Here is a 12,530-nt window from a genome sequence, read left to right on the forward strand (position 1 = left end):
AGCCTCAAATGAGCGAGCACAACGTGCAAATTGCCAGACAGTTTATCAAGGCGATTCCCCATGCCACTGCATTGGGAATGGAACTGACCCAGATCGAAAATGGAAGCGCAGAAATTCGCATGCCATATAATGCCAAATTTGTGGGTGATCCCAAAACGGGGGTCATTCATGGCGGTGCAGTTTCTGCGCTTATGGATACATGTTGCGGAGCGGCAGTGATGAGCCATCCCAAGAGCCCTTCCGCGACAGCGACCATCGATCTGCGCATAGATTATATGCGCCCTGCGACACCCGGTCAGGATATCGTCACCCGCGCGCATTGTTATCACATCACCCGATCTGTCGCCTTTGTGCGCGCGCAAGCCTTTGATGATGATATGGAAAACCCTGTGGCCAGCGCCACGGGCGCATTCACAGTTGAGGGGAAATAGAGCATGGCACGTAAACCCCCAGAACCGATGCAAGACGTCAAGATGCGCCGCGACACAGCCCTGCGCGCGCTGGTTGACGGTGTTCCTTATATTCAATTCCTCGGCATTGATTTCGAGCGGCGCGGCGATGAGTTGACGGCGCTTTTGCCCTTCGATCAAAAACTGATTGGCAACCCGTTCCTGCCCGCATTGCATGGCGGCGTTACAGCGGCGTTCTTGGAAACCGCAGCAATCATCGAACTCAGCTGGTCGCTTTTGTGGGAAGATATCGAAAGCGGCGCGCTGAGCCTAGAAGATTTGCAAGCAGGCAGTCTGCCTCGTCTGCCTAAAACGATTGATTTTTCGGTGGATTACATGCGCACGGGCCTACCTCGTGATGCCTATGCGCGCGCTGTTGTAACGCGTTCTGGGCGCCGGTACGCCTCGGTTCAGGTCGAAGCCTGGCAAGACAACCGTGCGCGTCCCTTTGCGCATGGCGCGGCGCACTTCCTGATGCCCCGTAGCAAATCCGAGTGAGCGAGACGCAATCTCTGACGCACAAGCGCGTTCTGACCGTCGCGCTGCCCGTCGTTCTGTCCAATGCCACCGTGCCGATCCTTGGAGCGGTGGATACGGGCGTTGTCGGGCAGATGGGGCAGGCCGCCCCGATTGGCGCGGTGGGTATCGGCGCGATTGCTTTGACTGCGATCTATTGGATTTTCGGCTTTCTGCGCATGGGCACCGCCGGCCTGACCGCGCAAGCCAATGGGGCAGGGCGCAAGGGCGAGGTTTCCGCGCTGCTCTCGCGCGGCATGATCATCGCGCTGGGCGCGGGGTTTGTGATCATGGCGCTGCAAATGCCCTTCATCTGGCTCGCGCTGCAAACCGCCCCCGCAAGCGATGAGGTCGAGAGCCTCGCGCGCACCTACATGAGCATCCGTATCTACGGCGCACCCGCAGCGATCGGGATCTACGCCGCTACGGGCTGGCTGATCGGGCAGGAACGCACAGGCGCGGTTTTGGTTGTTCAGCTTTGGATGAACCTGCTCAATATCGGGCTTGATCTGTGGTTCGTGCTCGGCCTTGGTTGGGGCGTTGAAGGGGTCGCGATTGCCACTCTCATCGCTGAATGGACGGGTCTTGCGCTTGGCCTATGGCTTTGCCGCGATGCGCTAAAAACGCCCGCATGGAAAGACTGGCCCCGCGTGTTCGAGCGCGCGCAGATGGTGCAATTTGCCCGCGTGAACCGCGATATTCTGCTGCGCTCGGTGATGCTGCAAGGTATCTTTATGTCTTTCGTTTTTCTTGGCGCGCGTTTTGGCGATGTGACCTTGGCGGCGAACCATGTATTGTTGCAATTCCTTGAAATCACAGCCTATTCCATGGACGGATTTGCCATCGCTGCGGAGACTTTGGTCGGGCAATCCCTTGGCGCGCGCAGCGTATCGCGGGTGCGCCGCGCGGCATTGCTCACCAGCTTCTGGGGCGTGGTGACTGTGCTGATAACCGCCAGCGCCTTTGCGCTCTTTGGCCCCGCGATCATCGATTTGATGACAACCGCGCCAGACGTGCGCGCAGAGGCGCGCAACTATCTGCCCTATATGATCGCCGCGCCGCTCGTGGGCTGCGCCGCGTGGATGCTGGATGGGATTTTCATCGGAGCCACGCGCAGCAACGACATGCGTAATATGATGGCAATTTCAGCAGTGATATACGTCGCAGCGCTGCTGATCCTGATGCCATGGATCGGCAATCACGGACTCTGGCTGGCGCTGCTGATTTCCTTCATCGCGCGCGGCGTGACGCTTGGCTGGAAGTATCCCGCATTAGAGCGCGCCGCCGCTTAAAGCAGGCCCAGCGCATCCTCAGGCGGTCGTCCAATAATGGCCTTACCGCCCTTCACCGCGACAGGGCGCTCGATCAAAATCGGATGCGCCACAATCGCGGCCAGCAGATCAGCCTCAGCGGAGTCTTTGCTCAGACCCGCCTCCTTGAACGCCTTTTCGCCGCGGCGCATCATCTCGATAACGGGCACATCCAGCGCCGCGACAAGCGCCTGAACTTCGGCCAAATCAGGGGCGTCTTTCAGATAAAGGCGCGGTTCAACCTCTGCGCCAGCCTCTTGCAACAGCGCCAAGGCCTGACGCGATTTGCTGCACCGTGGATTGTGCCAAAGCGTGATCATAGCCAGTCCCCTCGCTTGCTGCCCACCGCATCCGCGACATTTGCATGCCCATCCGCCGCGAGTAATTTGTCCAAGCCGCGCGCGATATCGCCTGCCAAGGACAGTCCGCCATAAACCAGTGCTGTGTAAAGCTGCACCGCCGAGGCCCCTGCGCAGATCTTTGCATAGGCTTGCTCCGGCGTGCTGATCCCGCCGACGCCGATCAGGGGCAATTTGCCTTCGGTCAGCTTGGACATCTGCGCCAAGACCCGCGTTGACGCCTCGAACAAGGGCGCGCCGGACAAGCCGCCCATCTCGCCCTTATGTGCGCTCTGCAAACCCTCGCGCGAGAGCGTGGTGTTGGTGGTGATAACGCCTTGTACACCGCTTTCCAGCGCGACCTCTGCGATTTCCGCGATCTCGTCTGCGGTCAAATCAGGTGCGATTTTCAGGAACACCGGGATCGGTTTTGCCAACCCTGCGCGCACCTCCATGACACCGCCAAGCAACGCGCCAAGCGCGGCTTTCCCCTGCAGGTCCCGCAGCTTTTCCGTATTGGGAGAACTCACATTCACCGTCGCAAAATCCACATGCGCGCCGCAATGGGCCAGCACTTTGGCAAAATCCGCCGCTCGATCTTCGCTGTCTTTGTTGGCCCCAAGGTTGAGGCCCAGCACCATATCGCGCGGGCGCTTCGCCAAACGCGCGCCAATCGCTTCCATCCCTTGGTTGTTAAAGCCAAAACGATTGATCGCGGCCTTATCTTCACGCAAGCGGAACAGGCGCGGTTTCGGGTTGCCATCCTGCGGACGCGGCGTGGCTGCGCCAACCTCGACAAAGCCGAAACCCGACTTGCTCAGCCCAACCAGCGCTTCTGCGTTTTTGTCAAAACCAGCGGCCAAACCAACAGGATTTGGCAAGTCCAAGCCAGCGACATTCGTTGCCAAACGCGCACTGGTGATCGTGCCGGGCGCAACGGCCAACCCGCTTTGCAACGCTTTCAAGGCCAATCCATGTGCCTGCTCAGGATCAACGCGCCGCAGCGCTTTCAGGCCGATTTGTTCTGCAATGCGTTTCATCCGAATACTGATCCTTCTTGCGCCGTGTCGCATCTGATGAGGCGAGAGGTTTCTACCGCCGCTTGGCGATGCACGACTTCGCGCTGGTAATCTGGATCGGTCGCCATTTCCAAAAACGCATGCGCCGTCGGATAATGGGCGATGAACATGACGTGCCATGCTTCGTCCTCAGGGCCGATCAACGTGGTCTCAAAGGTCCCGCGCCACAGGATTGTACCACCGACGCGCTGAAAAATGGGGCCAGTGGCGCGTCCATAATTCGCATAAGCATCCGCCCCGCTCAGGTCCTCGCCCGCAAGAGGGTGATCCTCAGGGTAGGCAGCAACATCGCGCAAACGCACAAGATTGAGCATCTCAATTGGTTTATCGCGATCCAGCCCCTTAAAGGCTTCGAACTGCGCGCGGTTGGGGTCAATGAACTTATCCATCACTCTAAACCCGCAGGAAACTGGTGACGCCCGTCGATCAACTCAAACGGCTGCGCCCATTCCACATCCTCAAGGCGCAATTCGCGGTAAAGATGGGGAAACTCAGCGCCGCCGCGCGAGACTTCCCATTTCAGCGCATCGCCCATTTTTTCAGCATCGCAACCGAGAAGGAACAATCCATCCTGACCAGCGAAATGCTTGTCGGCGGTTTCCTGTGCCTGAGCGGCTGTCGAGAAATGCACATAGCCATCGGCGATATCAACCGGAGCGCCTTTGGTCACTTTGTCCTTGCGAAGCTGCGCCCATTCCTCGGCGCGGAAGATTTTGTATATTTTCATGGGCGGAGTGATGCGATGCAAAGGGGCAGGCGTCAAGGTCAGTTGGCTTAAGGCGCTTTGCCCACACGCGGGGCAAGATGCTGCCAGCACTCGGCGCGAAGACGCTTTGCGTAACGTCCGCCTTTGACTCGTTGCGCGCAAAGCGCTTTGATCCGACTCAGAGTTCAACACAAATAGGGATTTCAACACATGCTGACGCGCTTATTAACAGGGGCAGCCAGCCTCGCATTGCTCGCAGGCACGGCCTCCGCAGAATATACGCTGCATATTTTGCACACTAATGACATTCACAGCCGTATCGAATCCATCAACAAATATGACAGCACCTGCAACGCGGAAGGCGAAGCAGAGAACAAGTGCTTTGGCGGCGTTGCACGGATCAAAACGGCAATGGATGCTCTGCGCACAAAGCTTGGCAATCAGAATGTAGTTGTGCTGGATGCCGGTGATCCGTTCCAAGGTTCGTTGTTTTACACGACCTATAAAGGAGCGGCTGAAGCCGAGTTCATGGAGGCGATTGGATATGATGCAATGGCCGTGGGCAATCACGAATTCGATGATGGTCCGCAGGGGTTGGCAGATTTCATTGAAAAAGTGTCTTTCCCCGTCATCTCAGGCAATCTCGATCTGACGAGCGAAAGCGCGCTAAACGGGAAAGTTGCCAATCATCTGGTGCTTGAAATCGGCGGCGAGAAAATCGGCATCGTGTCTGCGCTTGCGACCGATACCGTTGATACATCCAGCCCCGGAGACAACGTGGTTTTTCAAGACGAGATTGAAAGCCTCGCGGCGGATGCAGCGGCGCTGGAAGAGATGGGTGTAAGCAAAATCATCGCGTTGAACCATGTGGGCCTTTCCAAAGATCTCGAAATTGCCGGCGCCGTGCCTTCGCTTGATGTCGTGATCGGTGGTCACAGCCATACGTTGATGTTGAATGATGATGAGGGCACGCCTGCTTATCCTGAAATGGTAGGAGGAACTCCCGTTGCGCAGGCTTATGCGTATTCAAAGTACATTGGCCATTTGACAGTGACTTTTGACGATGCTGGCAACGTCACCAGCGCTGAAGGTAATCCAGTGCTTTTGGATGCTTCAGTTGTGCCAGATGCCACGATCTCAGCGCGCGTTGCTGAAATGGGTGCGCCGATTGAAGAAATGAAGACGCGTGTGGTTGCCGCGACCAGTGGCATCGTGGACGGAGATCGTTCTGTGTGCCGCGTGATGGAATGCTCAATGGGTAATCTCGTCGCTGATGCGATGCTGGATCGTGTCAAAGATCAGGGCGTTGAAATTGCGATTCAGAATGGCGGTGGTTTGCGCGCCTCTATTGATTCAGGTGAAGTCACGATGGGCGAAGTTCTATCGGTTTTGCCGTTCCAGAATACGTTGTCGACGTTTCGTATTTCTGGCGCAACCCTCGTTGCGGCACTTGAAAATGGTGTGAGCCAAATGGACGAAGTGAAAGGCCGTTTCCCACAAGTTGCGGGCATGAGCTTTACCGTGGATCCCAATGCCGAAGTTGGAAGCCGTATTTCAGAAGTCATGATCGGCGGCGCGCCGGTTGATCCTGCCAAGATGTACGGCGCTGTTTCGAACAACTATGTGCGCAACGGTGGGGACGGTTACAAAATGTTCCGCGATGCGGTGGATGCTTATGACTACGGCCCCGACTTGGCCGATGTCACGGCAGAGTATCTCGCAAAGAGCGGCTCATATGCGCCCTATACCGATGGTCGTATCACAGTAAAATAGATGTGTTGGGCGCGGTGTCACGCGCTGCGCCCTTCCTCTTTCCAAAAATATCCCGGGGGAATCTCAGCTTGGCTGAGATGGGGGCAGCGCCCCCTGCCACCGCTCTAAAGCGCCACGCATACGCATCCCGTAGCGTCGTCCTGTTTCGATATCACCAGCGCTCAGCACCTCGCCTTCATCTGATGAATGGGCAGCGGTTACACCAACCCAAGATCCGTCCCTATTGATGCCCTCGTTTGTGGGAACGACAGGCGCACCGATTTCGCTCGCTCCCACCCAAATCATTCCCATTTGGCTCGCAAATATGAACAGGCTCGTCAGCGCATTCAATTTATCACCTGAGGGGTGGAGCGCGGTCGTGAAGCCGCCAGCAAGTTTGTCGCGCCATCCGCCCGTATCCCAGCGCGACGCTGCATCTTCGATGAACTGGACAAACGGGGCAGGCAGACCGCCCATATATGTGGGCGCGCCCATGACCAAGGCACCCGCCTTGTCCAAAGTTGCCCAGTCCTCAGCGGTGAGGCGCGTTACATCAAACAATTTGCCATCGCCACCTTGCGCGATTGCCTGTGCCAAAGCGCGCGTGTGACCATCGGGCGAAAAATACAAAACGCAAAGTGTCATTAAGGGCTCTCATAGATAGGGCGGCGATGGGGTCTTTCACTATGTTAGTAGTGTCGGTTCCGTCGTAGTCCAAGCGTAAATCAAAAGTCTTCGCAGTCAGTTGAGATTGCGATATACGAATAGGTATGTGCGGACGCCTTGCAGTAACTCTTCCCAATGACGCGATGGCGCAATTATTTGCAGCTAAGCCCGCCAATGATCTTCCAGATGTCCCCAATTATAATGTTTGCCCAACGACGCAGATCCATACGGTCGTGACCGAAGAGGGCATACGGCGTTTTCGGCCTATGCGTTGGGGATTTCTGCCCTCGTGGTACAAAGCGACAAACGACGGGCCTTTGCTCATAAACGCACGGGCGGAAACGATTGCGGAAAAGCCTGCGTTCAAGGCAGCGTGCCGTGCGCGTCGTTGTCTTATCCCTGCTAGCGGGTTTTATGAATGGACCAAAGACCAAGACGGCGGGCGCGATCCTTGGTTTATTCAAGCGCACGACAAAGCTCCGCTTGCGATTGCGGGCATCTGGCAAGATTGGCACATGGAAGAGCAAAGCTATCGAACCTGCGCGATCGTGACGACAAGTGCCAACGAGGCAATGTCACAGATTCACCACCGCATGCCCGTGATCATTGAGCCGCAGAACTGGGGGCTTTGGCTTGGCGAGCAAGGCAAAGGCGCGGCGACTTTGATGCGGTCCGCGCCAGAGGATTTTCTAGAGTTTCGACGTGTCTCGCGCGCGGTCAATTCCAATCGCGCCAGTGGCGCAGAATTGATAGAGCCGCTGGCCGATTAGTCCAGCGATTCAGGCTCTTCCGTTTCGACAACTTCGTCCAACAAGGGTGCATCTGCGTCCAAAGGAGCGAAGTCAAACGACAGCACGCCGGATTTCCCAGAGTCAGAGGCATAAGAAAAGATCAGAGCTGTTTCAGCTGCGATTGGCAAGTTATATGTCGCGTTCACGCTAAGCGGGCCTGTTGACCAACTTTCATCTGAGGCCGTAGCGGTCGCAGAAACCGTCAGTTGGTTGACGAAAGTGACTGAATCGCCGGGCTGAACGTAGGTGATTTCTGGAAAGAAGCCACCTTCAACGATGAGGATGTTGAAATTAGCAGCGCTTGCACTGGTTCCAAAGCTTGCGGCCAGCGCAGCGATCGAAAACATCATTGGTTTGAACATAGTTAACTCCTAAACGCCTATTAACAACGCGTGATCCGTGCTGGGTTACAGAAAGCTAACGGCAAAAATATGGCGAAAATGCGCAAAGCATGCCTAGATTTAGGATTGCATGCGGCAGTGGCCTAGCCTTCGGAGCGGCCTAGCATACCAAATAAATCTCTTGGATCATCGGGATCTGCGAGCAGGTCGAGTTGGGTGAAAAAGCGGGTTCCCTGGATCGCTTTATGTACGTAACGCAGGGCTGAAAAATCTTCGATCGCAAATCCGACGCTGTCAAAAAGAGTGATCTGTTTGGCGTCTTTGCGTCCCTGCACTTGGCCTGTAATCACTTTCCATAATTCGGTTGTGGGGTGTGTTTTCTCAAGCTGCTGGATTTCGCCCTCGATCCAAGTTTGCTCAGGGTATTCAACAAAAATGTCAGAGCGCAGAAGGATATCGCGATGCAACTCTGTTTTGCCGGGGCAGTCGCCGCCGATGGCATTGATATGCACGCCAGAGCCAATCATGTTGTCAGTCAGGATCGTCGCGTTTTGTTTGTCAGCGGTGCAGGTCGTGATGATCTGAGCGCCTTCTATGGCCTCTTCGCTAGAGCGACAGGACACAACGTTCAATCCGTATCCTTTCAGGTTCGTCGCCGCTTTTTTCGTCGCATTTGGATCGATATCGTACAGTCGAACCGTTTGGATACCGCAGATCGCCTTGAACGCCAGACATTGAAATTCCGACTGCGCGCCATTGCCGATCATTGCCATTGTTGTCGCGCCCTTTGGCGCAAGATGACGCGCGGCCATGGCCGAGGTTGCTGCAGTGCGTAGCGCGGTAAGCAAAGTCATTTCTGACAAGAGTTTCGGGTAGCCAGAATCAACGTCGGCCAGAAGCCCGAAGGCGGTGACCGTTTGCAGACCTTCCTTTGTATTCTTTGGGTGCCCATTGACGTATTTGAACCCGTACATTTCACCGTCGGAGGTAGGCATCAATTCGATGACGCCGACATCAGAGTGACTGGCAACGCGGGGCGTTTTGTCGAAAAGGTCCCAACGTTTGAAGTCGGCCTCAATCTCGTCTGCGAGATCACACAGCATACGCTCAATTCCGAGGTGATGGACAAGGCCCATCATGTGTTCGACAGACACAAATGACACAAAGGCAAGTTCTGAGGGAATCGGCGGCATTGATCTATCCAAAGTTTCTAGGTTTGGGATCAAGTTACAGGGGCTTCTTAACGATTTGTACGATACATTTGGCGAATTTTGTAATCAAAATTGCAAAGATTGCTAAGGATGGTTATCAATATTGTTATGTTACACTTTGATGATCTAGATAGAGAACTGATTGCAGCCCTACGCGAGGATGGTCGCGCGCCTGTGTCCAAACTTGCAGATATTTTGGGTGTGTCACGGGCTACAGTACAAAGCAGATTGGATCGTTTGCTCGATACAGGTGCCGTATTGGGCTTTACGATACGAGCAAGTGAAGAACATGGGCCTAACACCGTTCAGGCGATCATGATGGTTGAAGTTGCTGGCCAATCTACAACGCGGGTCATTCGAAATCTTCGCGGCATTCCGGAGTTGCGGCAACTTCACTCGACCAACGGAAAGTGGGATCTGGTTGCGCAGCTGAGCGCTGCGAGCTTGGCGGACTTTGATCGCGTTCTGCGTGAAGTGCGCGGTGTTGACGGAATCATCAATAGCGAAACGTCGATCTTACTAAGTTCGATTTGACGCCGTGCGACCACTGTTTCCAACGAGTTCTTTCCCTCATTGGTCTTGACGGCAAATATTGGATCAAATACTAGATCAAAACTGAGCGCGGGCGTTGTGTAATGGTAAGACCTTAGCCTTCCAAGCTAATGACGCGGGTTCGATTCCCGCCGCCCGCTCCAAGCACAAATCCTCCGAAAACGGCCCCCTCATAATAATCTAAGAGCGACGTTAAGCTTTTGATTTTCAAGTGGTAGTTTTTGCGTTGCGGCTCGGCTCTTAGGCAAAATGTCGAACCGGTTTTTCCTTGGCGTCGTTTGAAAAACCCTTCGCGGCGTCAAAAAAAGAGCATGCTAAGCATGGCCGTGCGCTTGTGCCGCTCTTGACCCGAGGCATGCGGTCCTTTTAATGCGCGAAATTCGCTTTGCAAGGAAACCTGATGGCCTCTGATACGACCGCTCAATCCAGCCAAACGCCGCCTAACGTAGGCGAAGCAGAGCGCGCTAAGTCCAAGAAAATAGGGACGCTCCAACGTCTTTGGCCATTCCTTGCGCCTTATAAGGTGTTGGTCTTCCTTGCGGGGTGCGCGCTTACGTTGACGGCATGTGTGTCTTTGATCCTGCCTTTGGCCGTGCGCCGCGTTGTTGATAATTTTGAGACGGCAGCAGGTGGCTTGCTCGATCAGTATTTTGGCGCGGCTATCGGTATCGCAGCTTTGCTCGCGGTTGGAACGGCGCTGCGATATGCGCTGGTGACGCGATTGGGTGAACGGGTGGTTGCCGACATTCGCAAAGCTGTCTTTGATCGCGTGATCTCGCTCAGCCCTGCGTTTTACGAGAATATCATGACAGGCGAAGTTCTGAGCCGGATCACAACAGATACAACGCTCATTCTTTCGGTCATCGGCTCGTCTATCTCGATTGCTCTGCGCAATGTGCTTATCTTCCTTGGTGGTTTGACGTTGATGCTGTTCACATCTGCCAAGTTGACGGGTCTTGTTCTTTTGCTGGTGCCTGCGGTGATCATTCCGATCCTGTTCTTGGGGCGCCGCTTGCGCGTCCTTAGCCGTGAGAACCAGGACTGGATCGCGGCCTCGTCGGGGAATGCATCTGAAACGCTTGGCTCTGTGCAAACTGTGCAAGCCTTCACCCATGAAGTACAAAGCCAAATCGCGTTCTCTGATTTTACAGAAAAAAGCTATGATGCTGCCCGTCGTCGCATCACTGTGCGTGCTTTTCTGACGATGATCGTAATCTTTCTGGTGTTTTCCGGCGTCGTCGGCGTTCTTTGGGTTGGGGCCCATGACGTGCGCGCCGGTTTGATGAGCACGGGTGCGCTCGTGCAGTTTGTTATCTACGCTGTCATGGTCGCCGGTGCTGTCGCCGCCCTGTCAGAAATCTGGAGCGAGCTGCAACGCGCTGCTGGCGCGACCGAGCGGCTGGTGGAATTGCTGGATGCGGAAGATACGGTGAATGACCCTGATGCGCCGATTGTTTTGGCCCAGCCCGTGCGCGGCGACATTGCATTTGAAGATGTCTCTTTCCGCTATCCTACACGGCCTGACACGCCCGCCCTGGAGAACGTGAGCCTCAAGATTTCTTCGGGTGAAACGGTCGCATTTGTTGGGCCTTCTGGCGCGGGAAAAACGACTATTATTCAAATGATTCAGCGTTTCTACGATCCGAAATCGGGTGTTATCCGACTTGATGGCGTTGCCTTGCCTGAAATGAGCCGTGATGCATTTCGCCGTCACATTTCCCTTGTGCCGCAAGATCCGATTATTTTCGCAGCCTCGGCGCGGGAGAACATCCGTTTCGGGCGACCTGAGGCGAGCGATGCCGAGGTGGAGGTCGCAGCGAAAGCGGCGGCGGCACATGATTTTATCACGGCGCTACCTGATGGGTACGACAGCTATGTCGGCGAACGTGGTGTGATGCTATCGGGTGGTCAGAAACAACGTATCGCCATCGCCCGTGCGATCCTGCGCGATGCGCCTGTTTTGCTTTTGGACGAGGCCACCAGCGCGCTTGACGCCGAAAGCGAGCGCGCGGTGCAATTGGCTGTGGATGAACTCGCGGAGGGGCGAACAACATTGATCGTTGCCCACCGCCTTGCCACGGTGAAGAAAGCAGATCGCATTGTTGTCATGGAAGAAGGCCGCATCGTTGCGACGGGCACGCATGATGCGCTTGTCGCGCAAGACGGTCTTTACGCCCGCCTCGCACGTTTGCAATTCACGGCTGGATTTGAAGACGTCTGATTTCCCTCTTGCGTCCGCTCTTGTTGCGCGCATAGGTTTCGCCAACTTATCAAGGAGGGATTTACGATGGGTTTGTGGAGCTTTGCGAAAGACGCTGGCAAAAAACTGTTTGGCGGCGATGACGCTGAACCGTCGGTAGAAGATCTGAAAAAGGAAGTAGCCGATCTGGGCCTCGAAGCTGAAGGTCTCGACCTTCAGGTCGAGGGCGACAAAGTGCGCGTTGCAGGTGTTGGCGCGGTTAGCCCGTCAATCCGCGAGAAGATCATTCTTGCAGTTGGCAATGTCACTGGTATCGGCGCTGTTGAAACGGATGAGGACGAAGGCCCTGCGCCTGTGTTTCACACGGTCGAAAAGGGCGATACGCTCTGGGCCGTCGCGGAAAAAGCGATGGGCAATGGCGCAAAGTATGAAGCGATCTTTGAGGCGAACAAGCCAATGCTGAGCCACCCTGACAAGATCTACCCAGGTCAAGTTCTGCGTATCCCGCAGGAAGGTGTTGAGGCGTAAGCCAACCTTAGCTTTTGAAACACGAGAAGGAGCGGTTTGGCCGCTCCTTTTTTGTTGGAGAATTTCTCATTTCGGGCACGCTTTTCGCGAA

15 protein-coding genes and 1 tRNA gene are annotated in these 12,530 nt (G+C 55.4%); 9 read left to right on the plus strand and 7 right to left on the minus strand.

Annotated features, from left to right (window positions below):
- Positions 1 to 8: 8 nt before the first annotated feature.
- From ACRBCU_RS00185 to ACRBCU_RS00195, 3 genes are read left to right on the plus strand one after another with little or no spacing between them, the layout of a single operon-like run.
- The gene (locus ACRBCU_RS00185; protein ID WP_431363339.1) at positions 9 to 431 is read left to right on the plus strand and encodes a PaaI family thioesterase; all 423 of its coding nucleotides are present in this window, start codon (positions 9 to 11) and stop codon (positions 429 to 431) included.
- A gap of 3 nt (positions 432 to 434) precedes the next feature.
- Entirely contained in the window at positions 435 to 947 is a 513-nt protein-coding gene (locus ACRBCU_RS00190; RefSeq protein WP_431363340.1) for a PaaI family thioesterase, read from the plus strand.
- On the plus strand, positions 944 to 2,257 hold the full coding sequence (locus ACRBCU_RS00195) for an MATE family efflux transporter (protein WP_431363341.1): 1,314 nt from the start codon (positions 944 to 946) through the stop codon (positions 2,255 to 2,257). The genes ACRBCU_RS00190 and ACRBCU_RS00195 overlap by 4 nt, the downstream gene beginning before the upstream one ends.
- Here the strand turns inward: ACRBCU_RS00195 and arsC are convergent.
- From arsC to ACRBCU_RS00215, 4 genes are read right to left on the minus strand one after another with little or no spacing between them, the layout of a single operon-like run.
- On the minus strand, positions 2,254 to 2,595 hold the full coding sequence (arsC, locus tag ACRBCU_RS00200; RefSeq protein WP_431363342.1) for an arsenate reductase (glutaredoxin): 342 nt from the start codon (positions 2,593 to 2,595) through the stop codon (positions 2,254 to 2,256). The genes ACRBCU_RS00195 and arsC overlap by 4 nt on opposite strands.
- Entirely contained in the window at positions 2,592 to 3,653 is a 1,062-nt protein-coding gene (locus ACRBCU_RS00205) for a quinone-dependent dihydroorotate dehydrogenase (RefSeq protein ID WP_431363343.1), read from the minus strand. Before ACRBCU_RS00205 ends, arsC begins: the two co-directional genes overlap by 4 nt.
- Positions 3,650 to 4,081, minus strand: coding sequence for a DUF1330 domain-containing protein (locus ACRBCU_RS00210; RefSeq protein WP_431363344.1), 432 nt, complete (start codon positions 4,079 to 4,081; stop codon positions 3,650 to 3,652). Before ACRBCU_RS00210 ends, ACRBCU_RS00205 begins: the two co-directional genes overlap by 4 nt.
- Positions 4,081 to 4,419, minus strand: a complete 339-nt coding sequence (locus tag ACRBCU_RS00215) for a DUF952 domain-containing protein (protein WP_431363345.1) — start codon at positions 4,417 to 4,419, stop codon at positions 4,081 to 4,083. Before ACRBCU_RS00215 ends, ACRBCU_RS00210 begins: the two co-directional genes overlap by 1 nt.
- Before the next feature lie 189 nt (positions 4,420 to 4,608).
- On the opposite strand from ACRBCU_RS00215, the gene ACRBCU_RS00220 reads away from it, so the two are divergent.
- Positions 4,609 to 6,171 (plus strand): bifunctional metallophosphatase/5'-nucleotidase, encoded by a 1,563-nt coding sequence (locus ACRBCU_RS00220; RefSeq protein WP_431363346.1) that lies wholly within the window; start codon positions 4,609 to 4,611, stop codon positions 6,169 to 6,171.
- Positions 6,172 to 6,234: 63 nt separating this feature from the next.
- Here the strand turns inward: ACRBCU_RS00220 and ACRBCU_RS00225 are convergent, their stop codons facing one another.
- Positions 6,235 to 6,795: a flavodoxin family protein gene (locus ACRBCU_RS00225; RefSeq protein ID WP_431363347.1), complete on the minus strand. Its 561-nt coding sequence runs from the start codon at positions 6,793 to 6,795 to the stop codon at positions 6,235 to 6,237.
- Between the two features lie 125 nt (positions 6,796 to 6,920).
- Between ACRBCU_RS00225 and ACRBCU_RS00230 the strand changes: the two genes are divergently transcribed.
- Complete coding sequence (locus tag ACRBCU_RS00230; RefSeq protein WP_431363348.1) at positions 6,921 to 7,586, plus strand: SOS response-associated peptidase; 666 nt, start codon at positions 6,921 to 6,923, stop codon at positions 7,584 to 7,586.
- On the opposite strand, the gene ACRBCU_RS00235 is transcribed toward ACRBCU_RS00230, so the two are convergent.
- Positions 7,583 to 7,969: a cupredoxin domain-containing protein gene (locus ACRBCU_RS00235; RefSeq protein ID WP_431363349.1), complete on the minus strand. Its 387-nt coding sequence runs from the start codon at positions 7,967 to 7,969 to the stop codon at positions 7,583 to 7,585. The two genes, ACRBCU_RS00230 and ACRBCU_RS00235, sit on opposite strands and share 4 nt — an antisense overlap.
- A gap of 122 nt (positions 7,970 to 8,091) precedes the next feature.
- Positions 8,092 to 9,141 (minus strand): ornithine cyclodeaminase, encoded by a 1,050-nt coding sequence (locus ACRBCU_RS00240; protein WP_431363350.1) that lies wholly within the window; start codon positions 9,139 to 9,141, stop codon positions 8,092 to 8,094.
- A gap of 108 nt (positions 9,142 to 9,249) precedes the next feature.
- Between ACRBCU_RS00240 and ACRBCU_RS00245 the strand changes: the two genes are divergently transcribed.
- The 4 genes from ACRBCU_RS00245 to lysM all read left to right on the plus strand — a co-directional run bounded on the left by ACRBCU_RS00245 (position 9,250) and on the right by lysM (position 12,439).
- Positions 9,250 to 9,693, plus strand: a complete 444-nt coding sequence (locus tag ACRBCU_RS00245; protein WP_431363351.1) for an Lrp/AsnC family transcriptional regulator — start codon at positions 9,250 to 9,252, stop codon at positions 9,691 to 9,693.
- An 87-nt stretch (positions 9,694 to 9,780) separates the two neighbouring features.
- A tRNA-Gly gene (locus ACRBCU_RS00250) sits at positions 9,781 to 9,854 on the plus strand.
- A 257-nt stretch (positions 9,855 to 10,111) separates the two neighbouring features.
- The gene (locus tag ACRBCU_RS00255) at positions 10,112 to 11,932 is read left to right on the plus strand and encodes an ABC transporter transmembrane domain-containing protein (protein WP_431363352.1); all 1,821 of its coding nucleotides are present in this window, start codon (positions 10,112 to 10,114) and stop codon (positions 11,930 to 11,932) included.
- A 66-nt stretch (positions 11,933 to 11,998) separates the two neighbouring features.
- On the plus strand, positions 11,999 to 12,439 hold the full coding sequence (lysM, locus tag ACRBCU_RS00260; RefSeq protein WP_431363353.1) for a peptidoglycan-binding protein LysM: 441 nt from the start codon (positions 11,999 to 12,001) through the stop codon (positions 12,437 to 12,439).
- The last annotated feature ends 91 nt before the right edge of the window (positions 12,440 to 12,530 follow it).

Origin of the sequence: Planktotalea sp. (assembly GCF_050633725.1) — a bacterium.
GTDB lineage: Bacteria > Pseudomonadota > Alphaproteobacteria > Rhodobacterales > Rhodobacteraceae > Planktotalea.

Coding starts and splice junctions, on each gene's coding strand:
- ACRBCU_RS00185 (WP_431363339.1), top strand. CDS start 9: ATGAGCGAGCACAACGTGCAAATTGCCAGACAGTTTATCAAGGCGATT.
- ACRBCU_RS00190 (WP_431363340.1), top strand. CDS start 435: ATGGCACGTAAACCCCCAGAACCGATGCAAGACGTCAAGATGCGCCGC.
- arsC (WP_431363342.1), bottom strand. CDS start 2,595: ATGATCACGCTTTGGCACAATCCACGGTGCAGCAAATCGCGTCAGGCC.
- ACRBCU_RS00205 (WP_431363343.1), bottom strand. CDS start 3,653: ATGAAACGCATTGCAGAACAAATCGGCCTGAAAGCGCTGCGGCGCGTT.
- ACRBCU_RS00210 (WP_431363344.1), bottom strand. CDS start 4,081: ATGGATAAGTTCATTGACCCCAACCGCGCGCAGTTCGAAGCCTTTAAG.
- ACRBCU_RS00215 (WP_431363345.1), bottom strand. CDS start 4,419: ATGAAAATATACAAAATCTTCCGCGCCGAGGAATGGGCGCAGCTTCGC.
- ACRBCU_RS00220 (WP_431363346.1), top strand. CDS start 4,609: ATGCTGACGCGCTTATTAACAGGGGCAGCCAGCCTCGCATTGCTCGCA.
- ACRBCU_RS00225 (WP_431363347.1), bottom strand. CDS start 6,795: ATGACACTTTGCGTTTTGTATTTTTCGCCCGATGGTCACACGCGCGCT.
- ACRBCU_RS00230 (WP_431363348.1), top strand. CDS start 6,921: ATGTGCGGACGCCTTGCAGTAACTCTTCCCAATGACGCGATGGCGCAA.
- ACRBCU_RS00235 (WP_431363349.1), bottom strand. CDS start 7,969: ATGTTCAAACCAATGATGTTTTCGATCGCTGCGCTGGCCGCAAGCTTT.
- ACRBCU_RS00240 (WP_431363350.1), bottom strand. CDS start 9,141: ATGCCGCCGATTCCCTCAGAACTTGCCTTTGTGTCATTTGTGTCTGTC.
- ACRBCU_RS00245 (WP_431363351.1), top strand. CDS start 9,250: ATGGTTATCAATATTGTTATGTTACACTTTGATGATCTAGATAGAGAA.
- ACRBCU_RS00255 (WP_431363352.1), top strand. CDS start 10,112: ATGGCCTCTGATACGACCGCTCAATCCAGCCAAACGCCGCCTAACGTA.
- lysM (WP_431363353.1), top strand. CDS start 11,999: ATGGGTTTGTGGAGCTTTGCGAAAGACGCTGGCAAAAAACTGTTTGGC.